Source organism: Luteimonas yanweni, from assembly GCF_039548475.1.
Classification (GTDB): Bacteria; Pseudomonadota; Gammaproteobacteria; order Xanthomonadales; family Xanthomonadaceae; genus Luteimonas.
The window spans coordinates 65292-80345 of sequence record NZ_JBCLVC010000008.1 but is presented as its reverse complement, the minus strand read 5'-3'; the positions used below and the strand labels follow the sequence as shown (position 1 = coordinate 80345).

General features: G+C 71.5%; 13 protein-coding genes and 1 tRNA gene. 8 read left to right on the top strand and 6 right to left on the bottom strand.

The genetic code is table 11. The annotated features are described in order from the left end of the window. Nucleotides 1–84 precede the first annotated feature (84 nt). Nucleotides 85–171 (top strand) — tRNA-Leu (locus WCE39_RS04440). Nucleotides 172–174: 3 nt separating this feature from the next. On the opposite strand, the gene WCE39_RS04435 is transcribed toward WCE39_RS04440, so the two are convergent. Together WCE39_RS04435 and WCE39_RS04430 are read right to left on the bottom strand one after the other, a co-directional pair. Then, on the bottom strand, nt 175–1104 hold the full coding sequence (locus tag WCE39_RS04435; protein ID WP_343275502.1) for an NAD(P)/FAD-dependent oxidoreductase: 930 nt from the start codon (nt 1102–1104) through the stop codon (nt 175–177). A 62-nt stretch (nt 1105–1166) separates the two neighbouring features. Further along, complete coding sequence (locus WCE39_RS04430; RefSeq protein WP_343275501.1) at nt 1167–1379, bottom strand: hypothetical protein; 213 nt, start codon at nt 1377–1379, stop codon at nt 1167–1169. On the opposite strand from WCE39_RS04430, the gene WCE39_RS04425 reads away from it, so the two are divergent. The 7 genes from WCE39_RS04425 to WCE39_RS04395 all read left to right on the top strand — a co-directional run bounded on the left by WCE39_RS04425 (nt 1378) and on the right by WCE39_RS04395 (nt 9638). Continuing rightward, entirely contained in the window at nt 1378–2664 is a 1287-nt protein-coding gene (locus WCE39_RS04425) for a DNA topoisomerase IB (protein WP_449283969.1), read from the top strand. The genes WCE39_RS04430 and WCE39_RS04425 overlap by 2 nt on opposite strands. Continuing rightward, nucleotides 2661–2837, top strand: coding sequence for a hypothetical protein (locus tag WCE39_RS04420; protein ID WP_343275499.1), 177 nt, complete (start codon nt 2661–2663; stop codon nt 2835–2837). Before WCE39_RS04425 ends, WCE39_RS04420 begins: the two co-directional genes overlap by 4 nt. Nucleotides 2838–2839: 2 nt before the next feature. Next, nucleotides 2840–3421 (top strand): cysteine hydrolase family protein, encoded by a 582-nt coding sequence (locus tag WCE39_RS04415; RefSeq protein ID WP_343275498.1) that lies wholly within the window; start codon nt 2840–2842, stop codon nt 3419–3421. A gap of 104 nt (nt 3422–3525) precedes the next feature. Then, entirely contained in the window at nt 3526–5769 is a 2244-nt protein-coding gene (gene parC, locus WCE39_RS04410) for a DNA topoisomerase IV subunit A (RefSeq protein ID WP_343275497.1), read from the top strand. Further along, a complete protein-coding gene (locus tag WCE39_RS04405) occupies nt 5769–6434 on the top strand; it encodes a thiopurine S-methyltransferase (RefSeq protein ID WP_343275496.1) in 666 nt (221 codons plus the stop codon). The genes parC and WCE39_RS04405 overlap by 1 nt, the downstream gene beginning before the upstream one ends. Nucleotides 6435–6518: 84 nt before the next feature. Continuing rightward, the gene (locus tag WCE39_RS04400; protein ID WP_343275495.1) at nt 6519–8894 is read left to right on the top strand and encodes a penicillin acylase family protein; all 2376 of its coding nucleotides are present in this window, start codon (nt 6519–6521) and stop codon (nt 8892–8894) included. 72 nt (nt 8895–8966) lie between these two features. After that, entirely contained in the window at nt 8967–9638 is a 672-nt protein-coding gene (locus WCE39_RS04395; RefSeq protein ID WP_343275494.1) for a hypothetical protein, read from the top strand. Nucleotides 9639–9752: 114 nt separating this feature from the next. On the opposite strand, the gene dapE is transcribed toward WCE39_RS04395, so the two are convergent. The 4 genes from dapE to glnD are packed head-to-tail and all read right to left on the bottom strand — an operon-like array spanning nt 9753 to nt 15053. Next, the gene (gene dapE, locus WCE39_RS04390) at nt 9753–10883 is read right to left on the bottom strand and encodes a succinyl-diaminopimelate desuccinylase (RefSeq protein ID WP_343275493.1); all 1131 of its coding nucleotides are present in this window, start codon (nt 10881–10883) and stop codon (nt 9753–9755) included. Next, complete coding sequence (locus WCE39_RS04385) at nt 10880–11239, bottom strand: arsenate reductase (RefSeq protein ID WP_343275492.1); 360 nt, start codon at nt 11237–11239, stop codon at nt 10880–10882. Before WCE39_RS04385 ends, dapE begins: the two co-directional genes overlap by 4 nt. 14 nt (nt 11240–11253) lie before the next feature. Continuing rightward, nucleotides 11254–12384 (bottom strand): 2,3,4,5-tetrahydropyridine-2,6-dicarboxylate N-succinyltransferase, encoded by a 1131-nt coding sequence (dapD, locus tag WCE39_RS04380; RefSeq protein ID WP_343275491.1) that lies wholly within the window; start codon nt 12382–12384, stop codon nt 11254–11256. Further along, entirely contained in the window at nt 12381–15053 is a 2673-nt protein-coding gene (glnD, locus tag WCE39_RS04375; RefSeq protein ID WP_343275490.1) for a [protein-PII] uridylyltransferase, read from the bottom strand. Before glnD ends, dapD begins: the two co-directional genes overlap by 4 nt. Nucleotide 15054 lies beyond the last annotated feature (1 nt).

The window sequence follows — 15054 nt, the reverse complement described above, 5'->3', positions numbered from 1 at the left end:
CAAGTCCCGTGCGCATCTTTTCGCGACATTCGCATGCAGACCGTTGACAGGATCGTCACCGCGCTGCACCATACGCGCCCACCTGCCCAGGTGGCGGAATTGGTAGACGCACTAGCTTCAGGTGCTAGCGGGGGCAACTCCGTGGAGGTTCGAGTCCTCTTCTGGGCACCATCATTAGGTTGATGACAGGAAACCCCGCGAAAGCGGGGTTTTTTGTTTGTCCCGCGCCGCGAACGGCAGCGCGTTGTGCGCATGGGTGGCGGCGATCGCCGCGTGCCCCACCGCCACCGAGATCTGGTTGAGCCCGCTGACCACGTCGCCGATCGCGTACAGCCCGGGCAGGCGCGTCTGCTGGTCGGCGTCGACGATGATCCCGCCCTCCTCCGTCAGCGCGGCACCCGCCGCCGCTGCGATGCCCGCGCTGGTGTCGGACCCCAGGTAGGCGTACACGGTGTCGAGCCTGACCGGGGCGCTTCCCGGGGGCTCGTAGCTGCAGGCTTCGCCATCGAAGGACAGGCGCCCGCCGCCCGGCAGCCACTGCGCGCCCCGTGCGCGCGACCTGCGCCCGGCCTCGCCACCATCGCCACCGTCGCTCGGCAGCACGTGGACCGAGTTCGAGTATCCGAGCAGGAACAGCGCGTGGCTGCCCACGGCCTCGGCCGGACCGTACACGCCGATCACGAGGTCGCTCGCTTCGTAGGCATCGCAGACGGAGCACAGCCGCAACGCGCCACTAGCTATGGCCGCCGCCACGCCGGGCATGTCCGGCAGGCGGTCGGTCACGCCGGTGGCGAGGATGACCTTGCGCGCGCGCCACCGGCCCTCGCCGGCACGCACCTCGAAGCCGCCATCCAGCGGCTGGATGCGATCGACCTCGGCCTGCCAGGTCGACAGCCCGACGTCGGCCGCCTGTTCGCGCATGCGCCGCAGCAGCTCACGTCCCGACACGCCGTGCGGGAAGCCGGGGCAGTTGTTGCTTTCAGGGATCCAGCGGGCGCGGCTCCGGCCCGCGTCCAGCACCAGGCACGCGCGGTGGAAGCGATGCAGGTAGGTGGCCGCGGTCAGCCCGGCCGGCCCGCCACCGACCACGATCACATCGATCACGCCAGCCGATCGCGGATCATTGGCGGCCGCTTCTGCGGACGGCGCGCGACATGCGGCGTGGATCACTCATCGCCCACGGCGCCGGGAGGCTCGGGCGTGGCGTCGCGCTGGGCGCCGCCGTCATGGCGCGGCATGCGGCCCTTGTCGCCGCTGGGCGTCCAGGCGTTGCGGTCGCCGCTTCCGTGGGGATAGGAGCGCTCCTCCCGTTCGGGCCTGCCTGTCTCGCGGCGCGTGTCGTCCCGGCCGTCGTCGTCCGGGCTGCTGTCGTGGGTCATGTCCGCCTCCGTGAATGCAAAAGGATGGGCGTGGCGACGATGCGCGCGCCCGCGGCAAGGCGATGTGAGGCCCGTGGAAGGCTTCATCGCGCAATCACCGCCCGGCAGTAGCGTTCGCACAATGGGCACCCCACGCAGCGCGCATCCCGCGGCCACGCAGGCATCCGACACGCCCACGCCGACGGACACGGCTGACAGGGCGGTGGCTACGGAAGCCGGGCTGCGCCACGTCAGCGACCGGGCGGCCGGCATCCGTCGCGTGCGCTGCGGGCGCGGATTCCGCTACGTCGACGCGGACGGGCGTAGCGTCAGCGATGCCGCGACCCTGGCGCGCATCCGCGCGCTGGCGATCCCGCCGGCCTACCAGGATGTCTGGATCTGCGCCTCGCCACGCGGCCACCTCCAGGCCACCGGACGCGATGCGCGCGGCAGGAAGCAGTACCGCTACCACGCCGACTGGCGCAGCTTCCGCGATACCGGCAAGTTCGAGCGCCTGCCCGACTTCGCCAAGGCGCTGCCGCGCCTGCGGCGCTCGCTGCGCAGCGACCTGGCGCAGCCTGGCTTCCCGCGCGACAAGGTGTTGGCCGTGGTGGTGCGGATCATGTCGGAGACGCTGCTGCGCGTGGGCAACGCCGGCTACGCCCGCGACAACGGGTCGTATGGCCTGACCACGCTGCGCAGCCGCCACGCCCGCTTCCCACCCGGGGCAATGCGGCTGCAGTTCAAAGGCAAGGGCGGCAGGCAGCTCGAGGTCGAGCTCGACGACCGCAGGCTCGCGCGCATGGTGCGCGCCATCCACCAGCTGCCGGGCCAGCACCTGTTCCAGTACCACGGCGACGGCGGGCCGCAGCCGGTGGACTCCAGCATGGTCAATGCCTACCTGCAGGCGAGTATGGGCGCGCCGTTCACCGCCAAGGACTTCCGCACCTGGGGCGCAACCCTGGCCGCGTTCCGCCTGCTAGCGGCCACGCCACCGCCGGACGATGCCAGCGAAGTCGCCCTGGCGCGGCTGCGGCAACAGGTCGTGGAAGAGGTCGCGCGCACGCTGGGCAACACGCCGGCGGTCTGCCGGAGCTCCTATATCGACCCCTGCGTGTTCGAAGGATGGGAGGACGGGAGCCTGGCGCGGGCGGCATCGCGCGCCCGCGGCGCGCGGCAGTGGGAAACCGCGGCGCTGCGCTTCCTCGCCCGCTCCCACCGGGCCGCCGCCCGGCCCCGGTCACGCGGAAACAACGCCGCCAAGGCTAAGAAGCCGATACCCCCCACACGACGAGGCCACCGATGAGCCGCGACCGCAAAGACCCGCCCCGGGACCATGACCGCAATGAACCGGAGACACCGCAGGACCGCACGCGCCGCAAGGACCGCGAGAGCGAGAACCAGGACGAGGCGCTGGAGGAAACCTTCCCCGCCAGCGACCCGACCTCGCCCTTCGTGCCGGCGAAAGTCCGCGACTGAGGATGGCCACGCCGGTACCGTCCGCGCTTCTGGTCGTGGACATGATCGGGCTGTTCGATTTCCCGGAAGCGGATCGGCTCGCCCCGGCCGCGCTGCGTGCAGCCCGCAACATCCACACGCTGCGCGAGCGCTTCAACGACCGCGGCTGGCCGGTCATCTTCGCCAATGACAACTTCGCCCGCTGGCAGTCGGATTTCCGCGAGCTGGTGGCGATGGCCTCGGCCACGCCAGGGCCGGCGGGGCGCATCGCGGCGTTGCTGCAGCCCCTGCCCGAAGACCATTTCGTCCTCAAGCCCAAGCATTCCGCCTTCCTGGCCACGGCCCTGCCGGTGCTGCTGGCCAAGCTTGGCGTGCGCCGGATCCTGCTGGCGGGCATGGCCCTGGAGAGCTGCGTCCTGGCCACGGCGATCGACGCCAACGCGCGCGAATACGAGGTCGCGGTGCTGCGCGACGGCGTGGCCGGGCGGCCGGAGCTGCGCGCCAGCACATTGAAGGTGCTGGAGGGCGCCGGAATCGCACGGGCCGTCGACAGCGCGCGCGCGATGGCGTGGAGTGCGCGGGGGACGCGAGGGCCCCCGGGGTAGCCGGGCCATCGCGCCGGACGGCGCGGCGCCGACCGGGAGGCACGGGCATGCGGCCGCTGCCGGCCTTGTAGAATCGGGGGTCCCCGAACGCCACAGCAGTCCAGATGAACGACCCGGTCCGCCCCGTCTTCCACGGTTTCGAACAGATCCCCCTGCGCGAGTACGCCGAGCGCGCCTACCTCGACTATTCGATGTACGTGGTGCTCGACCGCGCCCTGCCCTTCATCGGCGACGGGCTGAAGCCGGTGCAGCGGCGGATCATCTATGCGATGAGCGAGCTCGGGCTCAGCGCGACCTCGAAGCCCAAGAAGTCGGCGCGCACCGTCGGCGACGTGATCGGCAAGTTCCACCCGCACGGCGACAGCGCCTGCTACGAAGCCCTGGTGCTGATGGCCCAGCCCTTCAGCTATCGCTACCCGCTGATCGAAGGCCAGGGCAACTTCGGCTCGACCGACGATCCGAAGTCGTTCGCGGCGATGCGCTACACCGAATCCAAGCTCACGCCGATCGCCGAGGCGCTGCTGGGCGAACTCGCGCACGGCACCGTCGACTGGGCGCCCAACTTCGACGGCACGCTGGAGGAGCCGACCTGGCTGCCCGCGCGCCTGCCGCACCTGCTGCTCAACGGCACCACCGGCATCGCGGTCGGCATGGCCACCGACGTGCCGCCGCACAACCTCAACGAGGTGGTCAGTGCCTGCGTGCGCCTGCTCGACGACCCCGAGGCGAGCGTCGCCGACCTGTGCGAGCACGTGCGCGGGCCCGACTACCCCACCGCTGCCGAGATCATCACCCCGGCCGCCGACCTGCGCACGATCTACGAAACCGGCCACGGCAGCGTGCGCGCCCGCGCCACGTTCCTGAAGGAAGCGGCCAACATCGTCATCACCGCCCTGCCCTACCAGGTCAGCCCGGGCAAGGTGATCGAGCAGATCGCAGCGCAGATGCGCGCCAAGAAGCTGCCATGGCTGGAGGACATCCGCGACGAGTCCGACCACGCCAACCCGGTGCGCGTGGTGCTGATCCCGCGTTCCAACCGGATCGACGTGGACCAGCTGATGGGCCACCTGTTCGTGACCACCGATCTTGAGAAGAGCTACCGGGTCAACCTCAACATCATCGGCCTGGACGGCCGGCCGCAGGTCAAGGACCTGCGCACGCTGCTGCTGGAATGGCTGTCGTTCCGCAGCGACACCGTCACCCGTCGCCTGCAGCACCGCCTGGACAAGGTCGAGCGCCGCATGCACCTGCTGGAAGGCCTGCTGGTGGCCTTCCTCAACCTGGACGAGGTGATCCGGATCATCCGCAACGAGGACGAACCCCGCGCCGTGCTGCAGGCGCGTTTCGAGCTCAGCGACGACCAGGTCGACTACATCCTCGAGACCCGCCTGCGCCAGCTCGCCCGGCTCGAGGAAATGAAGATCCGCGGCGAGCAGGACGAGCTCGAGGCCGAGCGCGACCGCCTGATGGCGACCCTGGGCAGCAAGTCGAAGCTGCGCAAGCTGGTCAAGGACGAGCTGCTGGCCGACGCGAAGAAATTCGGCGACGAGCGGCGTTCGCCGCTGGTCGCGCGCGGCGCGGCGCAGGCCCTCGCCGAGACCGACCTCGTGGCCAGCGAGCCGGTGACGGTGGTACTCAGCCAGAAGGGCTGGGTGCGAGCTGCCAAGGGCCATGACGTCGATGCGTCCACGATGTCCTACCGCGAAGGCGACGCGCTGCTGGCCGCGGTGCGCGGGCGCAGCACGCAGCAGGTCGCGTTCCTGGATTCCACCGGCCGCGCCTACTCCACCCTGGCCCACGGCCTGCCGTCGGCACGCGGCAACGGCGAGCCGCTCACCGGGCGCTTCTCGCCCGCGGCCGGTGCCACCTTCGTGGCCATGGCCACCGGCGATGCCGGCGCCCGCCTGGCACTTGCCTCCTCCGCCGGCTACGGCTTCGTCACCCGCTTCGAGAACCTGGTGGGGCGGCAGAAGGCGGGCAAGGCCATGCTCAGCGTGCCCGAGGGCGCGCACGTGCTGCAGCCCTCGCCGGTCGCCGGCATGGAGACCGACCGCATCGTGGCGGTCACCAGCGCCGGGCACCTGTTGGCGTTCCCGGTCTCGGAGCTGCCCGAGCTCGAGCGCGGCAAGGGCAACAAGATCATCGAGATCCCCAAGGCCAAGCGCAGCACCGAGCGCGTGGTGGCCATCGCGGCGGTGCCGCAGGGCGGCACGCTCTCGGTCAGGTCCGGCGCGCGCACGATGTCGCTGTCGTACCGCGACCTGGAGCCCTATCTGGGCGCCCGCGGCAGCCGCGGCGGGCTGCTGCCGCGCGGCTGGCAGAAGGTCGACGGGCTGGCGGTCGACTGATGGAACCGGCGTTCTGGCACGAGCGCTGGCGTGACGGGCGGATCGGCTTCCACCAGTCGGCGGCCACGCCGCAGCTGGAACGCCACTGGGACGCGCTGGACCTGCCTGCGGGGAGCACCGTGTTCGTACCGCTCTGCGGCAAAAGCCTGGACATGCCGTGGCTGGCCGCCCGCGGCCACCGCGTGCTTGGCGTCGAGTTGTCGGAACTGGCCGTGCGGGATTTTTTCCGCGAGCGCGGCCTCGAGCCCGTGATTCACGAAACGGGATACGGCCTGCACTGCAGCGCGGGTCCGTTCGAGATCATCATCGGCGATGCCTTCGGGCTCGACCGCATGGCGCTGGCGGATTGTGCGGGCGTATTCGATCGCGCCGCGCTGGTCGCGCTGCCGCCCGAGCTGCGCCAGCGCTATGTCGAAACGACATGGGCCAGCCTGCCGGCCCACTGCCGCGCGCTGCTGGTGACGCTGGAGTATCCGCAAGCGGAAAAAGCAGGGCCGCCGTTCGCGGTCGAGGCCAGCGAAGTGCAGGCACTGTTCGGCGCGGCCTGGTCGCCCATCCTGCTCGAGCGCAGCGACAGCCTCGCCGACGAGCCGCGCTTCAGTGCCGATGGGGTCAGTACGCTCGCCACCGCCGCCTGGCGGCTCCAGCGCCAGCCGCGCGCATAGCGCGCACCGTCACCGGCCTGCGGCGGCGACACTGGCCGTGGCATGGAGCGCTCTACAATGCGGCAGGCTACAGGGGGAAACGCCATGCTTCGCTGGTCATTGCGCATCGTGCTGCTGCTCGCCCTGCTGGCCGCGGTCGCGACACTCGCCGCGTGGTGGGCGCTACGCGCCAGCCTGCCGACGCTCGACGGCACCGTGGCGCTGCCGGGCCTGTCGGCACCGGTGACGATCAGCCGCGATGCCATCGGCGTCGCCACCATCGATGCCGCGAGCGAGGCCGACGCGGTCCGCGCGCTCGGCTACCTGCACGCGCAGGAGCGCTACTTCGAGATGGACCTGATGCGGCGCACCGCCGCCGGCGAACTGTCCGCGCTGTTCGGCGCGGTCGCGCTGGACGCCGACCGCCGGCATCGTGTGCACCGGATGCGCGCCCGCGTGGACGCCGACATCGACGCGATCGCCGGCAGCAAGCGGCCGCTGCTGGACGCCTACGCCGCGGGCGCCAACGCCGGCCTCGCCGGCCTTGGCGCGCGGCCCTGGCCCTACCTGCTGCTGCGCCGGACGCCCGAGCCCTGGACGCCCGCCGACACAGCCCTGGCCGGCTACGCGATGTACTTCGACCTGCAGGACGCCGCCAACCAGCGGGAGCTGGCGCTCTGGACGCTGCGGCCACACCTGCCGCCGGCGCTGTTCACCCTGATCAGCCACGCCGGCTCGAGCTGGGATGCGCCGCTCCTGGGCCCCGCCACCGGCGATGCCGTGCTGCCCACGCCCGATGCCGTCGACCTGCGCCGGCTGCCCCTGCCCGATGACGCACAGCCGCTGGATTCGCCGCGCCCGCCCGCCCCCGGCAGCAACAACTTCGCGGTGTCGGGGCGTTTCACCGCCGACGGCCGCGCCATCGTTGCCGATGACATGCACCTGGGCCTGCGCGCACCCGGCATCTGGTTCCGGGCGCGCCTGCGCTGGCCCGATGCGCGCGCACCCGATGGCCGGGTCGACGTCTCCGGCTTCACCCTGCCCGGCCTGCCGGCGGTCGTGGTGGGCAGCAACGGCCACATCGCCTGGGGTTTCACCAACAGCTACGCCGACACCCTGGACTGGGCGCGGGTGACGCCCTGCGGCGAGAGCGACGACGGCGCCGACAGCGGCGGCGACTGCACGCCCGTCGAGCACTTCGTGGAACGCATCGATGTCGCCGATGACGACGCGGTCGACCTCGGAATCGACGAGGCGCCCTGGGGGCCGCTGCTGCATCGTCTCGATGGTGGCGACGCCCTGGCGCTGCGCTGGGTGGCGCACCAGCCGGGCGCGCTCAACCTCGGGCTGATGTCGATGGCCTGGGCGGGTGACCTCGACCGCGCGCTACTGCTGGCACGCGATATCGCGTTGCCGGCGCAGAACCTGGTGATCGGCGACCATCGCGGCCGGATCGCCTGGAGGCTGCTCGGGCCGCTGCCCCAGCGCGACGTGGCCTGCCCAGCCACTGACCTGGTGGCGGATGGCGATGCATGCGCACCGTGGAGCATCAGCGGCCGGAGCGCGCCGCACGTCGCCACGCCCACCGTCGACCGCGTCTGGACGGCGAACAACCGGGTCGTAGGCCCACCCTGGATCACGGCCATCGGCGACGGCGGCCATGTGAACGGCGCGCGCGCCAAGCAGATCCGCGACGCCCTGTTCGCCAGCGACCGCTTCGACGAACGCGCCCTGCTCGCGATCCAGCTCGATGACCGCGCGCTGTTCCTGCAGCGCTGGCACAACCTGCTGCAGTCGAGCGCCGGCAGCGCGGGCGCGCACGCGCCGGCGCTGCGTGCATTCGCCGACGCTGCCGGCGACTGGCAGGGTCGTGCGACGCCGGACTCCACGGGCTACCGACTGGTCCGCGCCTGGCGCAACGAGGTCCACGACCGGATCGCCGCCGGCCTGGTGGCGCCGGCGCGCGCGGCGCTGGGCGAGGATTTCGCGATGCCCGCGCTGCCGCAGCTGGAAGGCGTCGCATGGCCGCTGGCGTCCACGCAGCCGGCGCACCTGTTGCCCCGCCGCTACGACAGCTGGCAGGCGCTGTTCGAGGATGCCGCGCACGATGTCCGCAGCCAACTCGAAGCCGCGGGGCCGCTTGTCGAGCGCAGCTGGGGCGAGCGCAACACCGCGGCGATCTGCCACCCGCTGGCCGGTGCCATCCCGGTGCTGGGCAGGCGCATGCTCTGCATGCCTCCCGACCAGCTTGGCGGCGACACCGACATGCCGCTGGTGCAGGCCCCGGCGTTCGGTGCGTCCCAGCGCATGGTGGTGTCGCCGGGGCGCGAAGCCGACGGCATCGTGCACATGCCCGGCGGCCAGAGTGGCCATCCACTGTCGCCGTTCTGGGGCGCCGGCCATGACGACTGGGTGCACGGCCGGCCCTCGCCATTCCTTCCGGGGCCCGCCACCCACGCGCTGGTGCTGGAGCCGCGCTGACGCGGCGACATCACCGCAGGTTCATCGCAAACGTCCACAATCCACCGAGGTCCCCATCCAGGAGCAGCATCCATGGCCACGCACAATGGACTCCGCATCCTCGCGTTCGCCCTCGGCCTCGGCTTGGCCGCGAGCGCGTCCGCCCAGACCATCGGCTACAACACCCGGACCGGCGATGTCTGGGTCGATTCGCGCCTGGGCGAGATCAACGACTACGGCCGCCACCACCGCGATCCCTTCCTCGACGAGATGAGCGGGCACTACGGCGCGCCGCGCCCGCTGCTGGTCGACCTGCTCGACGGCCGCGGCTGGGCGCCTGGCGACGTCTACTACGCATGCGCCATCGCGCACGCCCTGGGCGTGCCCTGCAGCAACGTGGTCCGCGAATACGAGCGCAACCCCGGCCAGGGCTGGGGCGCCGTTGCCAAGCGCATGGGCATCAAGCCCGGCTCGGCGGCCTTCCACGCGCTCAAGCGCGGACAGGTCGACACCTACGGCCGGTGGGGGCAGTCGATCGTGGTCGACCGCCCGGTCCGCGTCGACTGGTCGCGCTCCGGGCCGGGCCAGGCCCGCGACGGAAAAGGCGCGCGCGGCAATGGCCAACGCAACGAGCGCGGCCGCGGCAATTCCGGCCATGGAGCCAAGCCCGCCAAGGGCAACAACGGCAACAACGGCAACAACGGCAACAACGGCAACAATGGGAATAATGGCAAGGGCAAGGGCAAGGGCAAGGGCCAGGACTAGGGCCAAGGCAACGGCACCGGCCAGCGCTCGTCCATACCGGCCACCGCGTCACGGTGAGGGCCCACGAGACCCACGGCGCTCGCCATCCGCAGCCGCGGCAGGCCGGCGCGCGGGTCAGCGCGGGAGCAGCCGCTCGATCAGCGCCAGGTAAAGATCGGGAAGCGCCTCCAGATCGGCGACGGAGACGTTCTCGTCGACCTTGTGGATGCTGGCGTTCACCGGCCCAACCTCGATGCATTGCGCGCCCAGCGGCGCGATGAAGCGCGCGTCCGAGGTGCCGCCGCCGGTGCTCTCTTCCGGCGACGCGCCGGCCACGCCGGCAAGCACGTCGCGGGCGGCGGCGCGCAGCGGCCCTTCCGGCGTGAAGAAGGGCTCGCCGCTGCGGTGCCAGCGAATCCCGAACTCCAGGCCGTGGCGCGCGAGCATCGACTCGATCTCCAACTCCAGCCGAGGCGCGTCCCAGTTCGGGTTGTAGCGGAGGTTGAAGTCCACGCGCAGGCTGCCGGGGATGACGTTGGTCGCTCCCGTGCCCGCGGCGATGTTGCTGACCTGAAGGCTGGTCGGCGGGAAGGTCTCGTAGCCATCGTCCCAGCGTCGGGCCACCAGCCCGGCCAGCGCCGGCAGGGCGTCGTGCACGGGATTTCGCGCCTTGTCCGGATAGGCGACGTGCCCTTGCACGCCGTGCACGGTGAGCGCGGCCGACAGCGAGCCGCGGCGGCCGACGCGCAGCAGGTCGCCCAGGCGATGCGTCGATGAAGGCTCGCCGGTGATGCACCAGTCGATGCGCTGGCCGCGTGCGCGAAACTCGTCGGCCACGCGGCGCACGCCGTCGATGGCATCGCCCTCCTCGTCCGAGGTCAGCAGCAGGGCGACCGTGCCCGCGTGGTCCGGGTTCGCGACCACGTATTGCTCCAGCGCGACCACGAACGCGGCCACGCTCCCCTTCATGTCGGCGGCGCCGCGCCCGTACAGCACGCCGTCGCGGACTTCGGGAACGAAAGGATCGCTGGCCCAGGCCTCGCGCGGGCCGGGCGGCACCACGTCGGTGTGGCCCAGCAGCACCAGCACGGGATCGCCACTGCCGTGGGTGGCCCAGAGGTTGTCGACCTCGCCGTAGCGAAGCGACTCGCAGGCGAAGCCGGCGCGCGCCAGGCGCCCGGCGATCAATGACTGGCAGCCGGCGTCATGGGGCGTCACCGAAGGCCGCGCCATCAGCTCACGGGCCAGCGCCAGCACCTCGCTCATTCGCCGGTACCGAAGCGCTTCTTGAAGCCCTTGTCGCTGAAGCCCTGGCTTACGACGCCGTCTTCGGTGACCACCACCGGCCGGCGGACCAGCTGCGGATACTCTCGCAGAAGCAGCTTCCACTCGGCGTCCGAACCGGCCGCCTTGCGGTTGTCCGGAAGCTGGCGCCAGGTCGTCGAGGACTTGTTGACCATGGCCTCGAAGCCGCCGAGCTTGCCGGCCCACTCGACCAGGGTTTCCGGCTCGGGCGTGTCGTCGCGGTAGTCGACGAATCCATGCTCGACGCCGAAGCGGTCCAGCCACTTCCGCGCCTTCCTGCAGGTGTCGCAGTTCTTCAGTCCATGCAGCGTCGTCATCATCCTCTCCCGGCTCAGAGCGCGTGCCCGCGCAGCAGTTCGTTGACCGAGGTCTTGGATCTGGTCTTCGCGTCCACCTGCTTCACGATCACCGCGCAGTACAGCGAGTGCGTGCCGTCGGCGGCCGGCAGCGAGCCCGCCACCACCACGCTGCCCGGCGGCACCACGCCATAGCTGGTCTCGCCGGTCATGCGGTTGTAGATGCGGGTCGACTGGCCCAGGAACACGCCCATCCCGATCACGCTGTGGTGGCCGACGATCACGCCCTCCACCACCTCCGAACGCGCGCCGATGAAGCAATGGTCCTCGATGATCGTGGGCGAAGCCTGCAGCGGCTCCAGCACGCCACCGATGCCGGCGCCGCCGGAGATGTGGCAGTGGCTGCCCACCTGTGCGCAGGAGCCGACCGTGGCCCAGGTGTCCACCATGGTGCCTTCGCCGATCCAGGCACCGATGTTCACGAAGGACGGCATCAGCACCACGTCACGGCCGACATGGGCGCCGCGACGGGCGATCGCACCGGGCAGCACGCGGGCGCCGAGCTTGCGGAACGCGGCTTCGTCGAAGTCGGCGAAGCGCATCGGGATCTTGTCCCAGTAGGGTGCCGGATACTGCTCGCCCGTTTCCATCTCCTGCACGCGGAAGTAGAGCAGCACGGCCTTCTTCAGCCATTCGTTGACGCGCCAGCCACCGTTGCCATCGGGCTCGGCCACGCGCAGGCGGCCCTCCTCCAGCCCTTCGATCGCTCGTTCGACCAGCGGCCGCGTGGAGCCTTCGACCTCTTCGGGCGTCAGGGTCGAGCGCCGGTGCCAGGCACTGTCGATCATGAAGGCGAGCTCCTGGTCGGGCCCATTCTCCGGCGCCGGGGCAGGAGCTCCGGCCCCGGCAACTTTGCCTGCCGCCGCCTTGCGCGCCGACGTCTTCTTCGCGATGGCGGGGACAACAGCAGCCTTCTTCGCCGCTGTCTTCTTCGAGGCAACCTTCTTCGAGGCAACCTTCTTTGTTGCGACCGTCTTCGACGCGACCTTTTTTGGCGCAACGCTCTCCGACGCAGCCTTCTTTGCTGCAGCCTTCTTCGCTGCAGTCTTCGACACCGCCTTCCTCGCCACCGGCTTCTTCACGGCGGGCTTCTTCCTGGTGCTCATCTACCTGCTTCTCCGTCGATCCTTGCCAGCAAGGCGCTGCGCAGTCGCGCGCACGCCGCCTCGTCCAGCGGTTGCTTGTCTTCGCCGGTCACCCGGAACACGTCCTCGGCGCGGGCTCCGAAGGTCGCGATGCGCGCGTCGTGCACGCGCAGGTCCTGGCTGCGCAGCACGTGCGCGACGTCGGCCAGCAGCCCCGGCCGGTCGGTGCACACCAGGCTCAGCACGGTGGCGGAGCCGTCGGTGCTGGGCGCGAATTCGACCTGGGGCACGATGCGGAAGTGGCGCAGGTGCCGCGGCAGGGTGCGCTGTGCCGGACGCACCCGGTCCAGCGGCCCCGCCAGCACTGCGGCCAGCTTGCGCGCCACCATCCGCGGCTCGCAGTCCGCGCGCGCGTCTTCCGGCAGGACCTGGAAGCTGTCGAACACCCCGCCACCCGGCCCGTCGATCGCTCGCGCCTGCTGGATCGCCAGGCCCAGCCGGTCGAGCGTGACCACGATCGCCGCGAACAGGCCATCGCGGTCCGCGTCGTGCACGAAGACCTCCATCGCGGGGCTGCCGGTGGCCACCCTCCGCGCCTGTACCACCGGCCGTCCAGTCTCCTCGCCATCCGCCGTGGACTCGTGCAGGGCCAGCGCCTGCCACGCGATCTGCTCGGCCCGCGCGCGCAGGAAACTGTTGGCCGGGAAGCGCCCCAGCAGCGCGTCGGCATCCGCGGGATCGATGCCCTTCCCGGCCAGGAGCGCCGCCGCCGCGGCACGCGTCCCGGCAATGCGCTCGGCGGCCGCGAACGGATGCTCCAGGCCCCGGCGCAGGGCCAGGCGCGTGGCGTTGCGCAGGTCGGCCAGCAGCCGGTCCTTCCACGCATTCCACAGCTTGGGCGAGGTGCCGGCGATGTCGGCGCAGGTCAGCAGGTACAGGTAGTCGAGGCGCTCGCGATCGGCGACTTCGCCGGCGAAGCGATGGATCACCGCCGGATCGGCGATGTCCTGCTTCTGCGCGGTCACCGACATCAGCAGGTGGCGCAGCACCAGCCACTCCACCAGCGCGGTGTCTGGCTCGTCCAGGCCATGGGCCTCGCAGAAGGCGCGCGCGTCCACGGCGCCGAGTTCGGAATGATCGCCGCCGCGGCCCTTGGCGATGTCGTGGAACAGGCCCGCCAGCAGCAGCAGCTCGGGCTTGTGCAAGGTCGGATACACCGCGTGCGCCTGCGAAAAGCGCTCGTCGGGCACGCCGGTCGCGAACGCGGCCAGGTTGCGCAGCACCGCCAGCGTGTGCTGGTCGACGGTATAGACATGGAAGAGATCGAACTGCATCCGCCCCGACACCTGCGCGAAGGCGGGGATCCAGCGCCCCAGCACGCCGAGGCGCGCCATGCGCTCGAGCGTGCGCACCGGCGACGGCCCGCGCAGCAGTTCCATGAACGCCTCGCGGTGCGCGGGTTCGGCAGCCGTGTACGCGGGCAGTGCGTCGAGCGCTTCGGCCAGGGCGCGGGCGGTGTGCGTATGCAGCCCGCGGAGTTCGCCCAGCCGCGCCCAGGCGGCGAACAGCGCGAACACTTCGCCCACGTCGCCATGCGGCCAGTCGTGGTCGCGCGCAGCCAGATAGCCGCGGCGCAGCTCGAAGTCCGAGTCGACCGGCTCCGGCACGGCGGCGCCGTCGAAATGCTCCTCGAAGCGCTGCTGCAGCCGGTCGCCGATGCGGCGCACCACCGCGGCGCTGCGGTAGAAGCCCTGCATCATCTGCTCGACGCCCAGGTTGCGGGCGTCGTCGGCGAAGCCCAGGCGCGCGGCCAGCGGCTTCTGGTGGTCGAAGCGCAGGCGGTCCTCGCCGCGACCGGCGACCAGGTGCAGGCCGTAGCGCAGCCGGGCCAGCGCACGGTGCTCGCGGTCGAGCGCGGCGGCCTCGTCTGCACCCACCTGGCCCAGCGCGACCAGCGGTTCGAGTTCGTGGGTGCCGAAGGCGCGGCGCGCCATCCAGCCAAGGGTCTGCAGGTCGCGAAGGCCGCCCGGGCCTTCCTTCAGGTTCGGTTCGAGGTTGTCGGAGGTGTCGCCGAAGCGCGCGTGGCGGCGATCCTTTTCTTCCGACTTGGCCACGAAGAAGTCGCGCGCGGGCCAGGCGCGGTCGGGCGCGATCGCCCGCGCCAGCGCCAGGCGCGCCTCGTCGCCGGCCACGAGCGGCCGCGCCTCGAGCAGTGCGGTCATCACGGAAATGTCGGCGGCCGCCGCGGTGCACTGCTCGGCCGTGCGCACCGAATGGCTCGCGGGCAGGCCGCAGTCCCAGAGCAGCGCGAAAAAGCGCGACAGCGCGGCGCCGCCGGCCGCATCCGTGTCGGGCTCCTCGCCCACCAGCACCAGCAGGTCGATGTCGGAGTGCGGGAACAGTGCACCGCGGCCATATCCGCCGACGGCGAACAGCGCCATGCCCGGCGCGTCCGATGACTCCGCTGCGTCCACCGCGCCTGGCACGCAGCGATGCCAGGCGTCGGCGACGGCCAGGTCGACCGCGCGCGCGCGCTCCGCGGCCAGGCGCACGGCGTCGGCGCCTGCGTCGAACCGTGCCGCCAGGGTCGTGTCGATCGCCAGCAGCGCGTCGCGGCGTTCCTGCGCCCAGCCCGCGTCCCCGGCGCCGCCCATGCGGCCGGGGGCGTCAGCTGGCGCGGTCGCATCCATG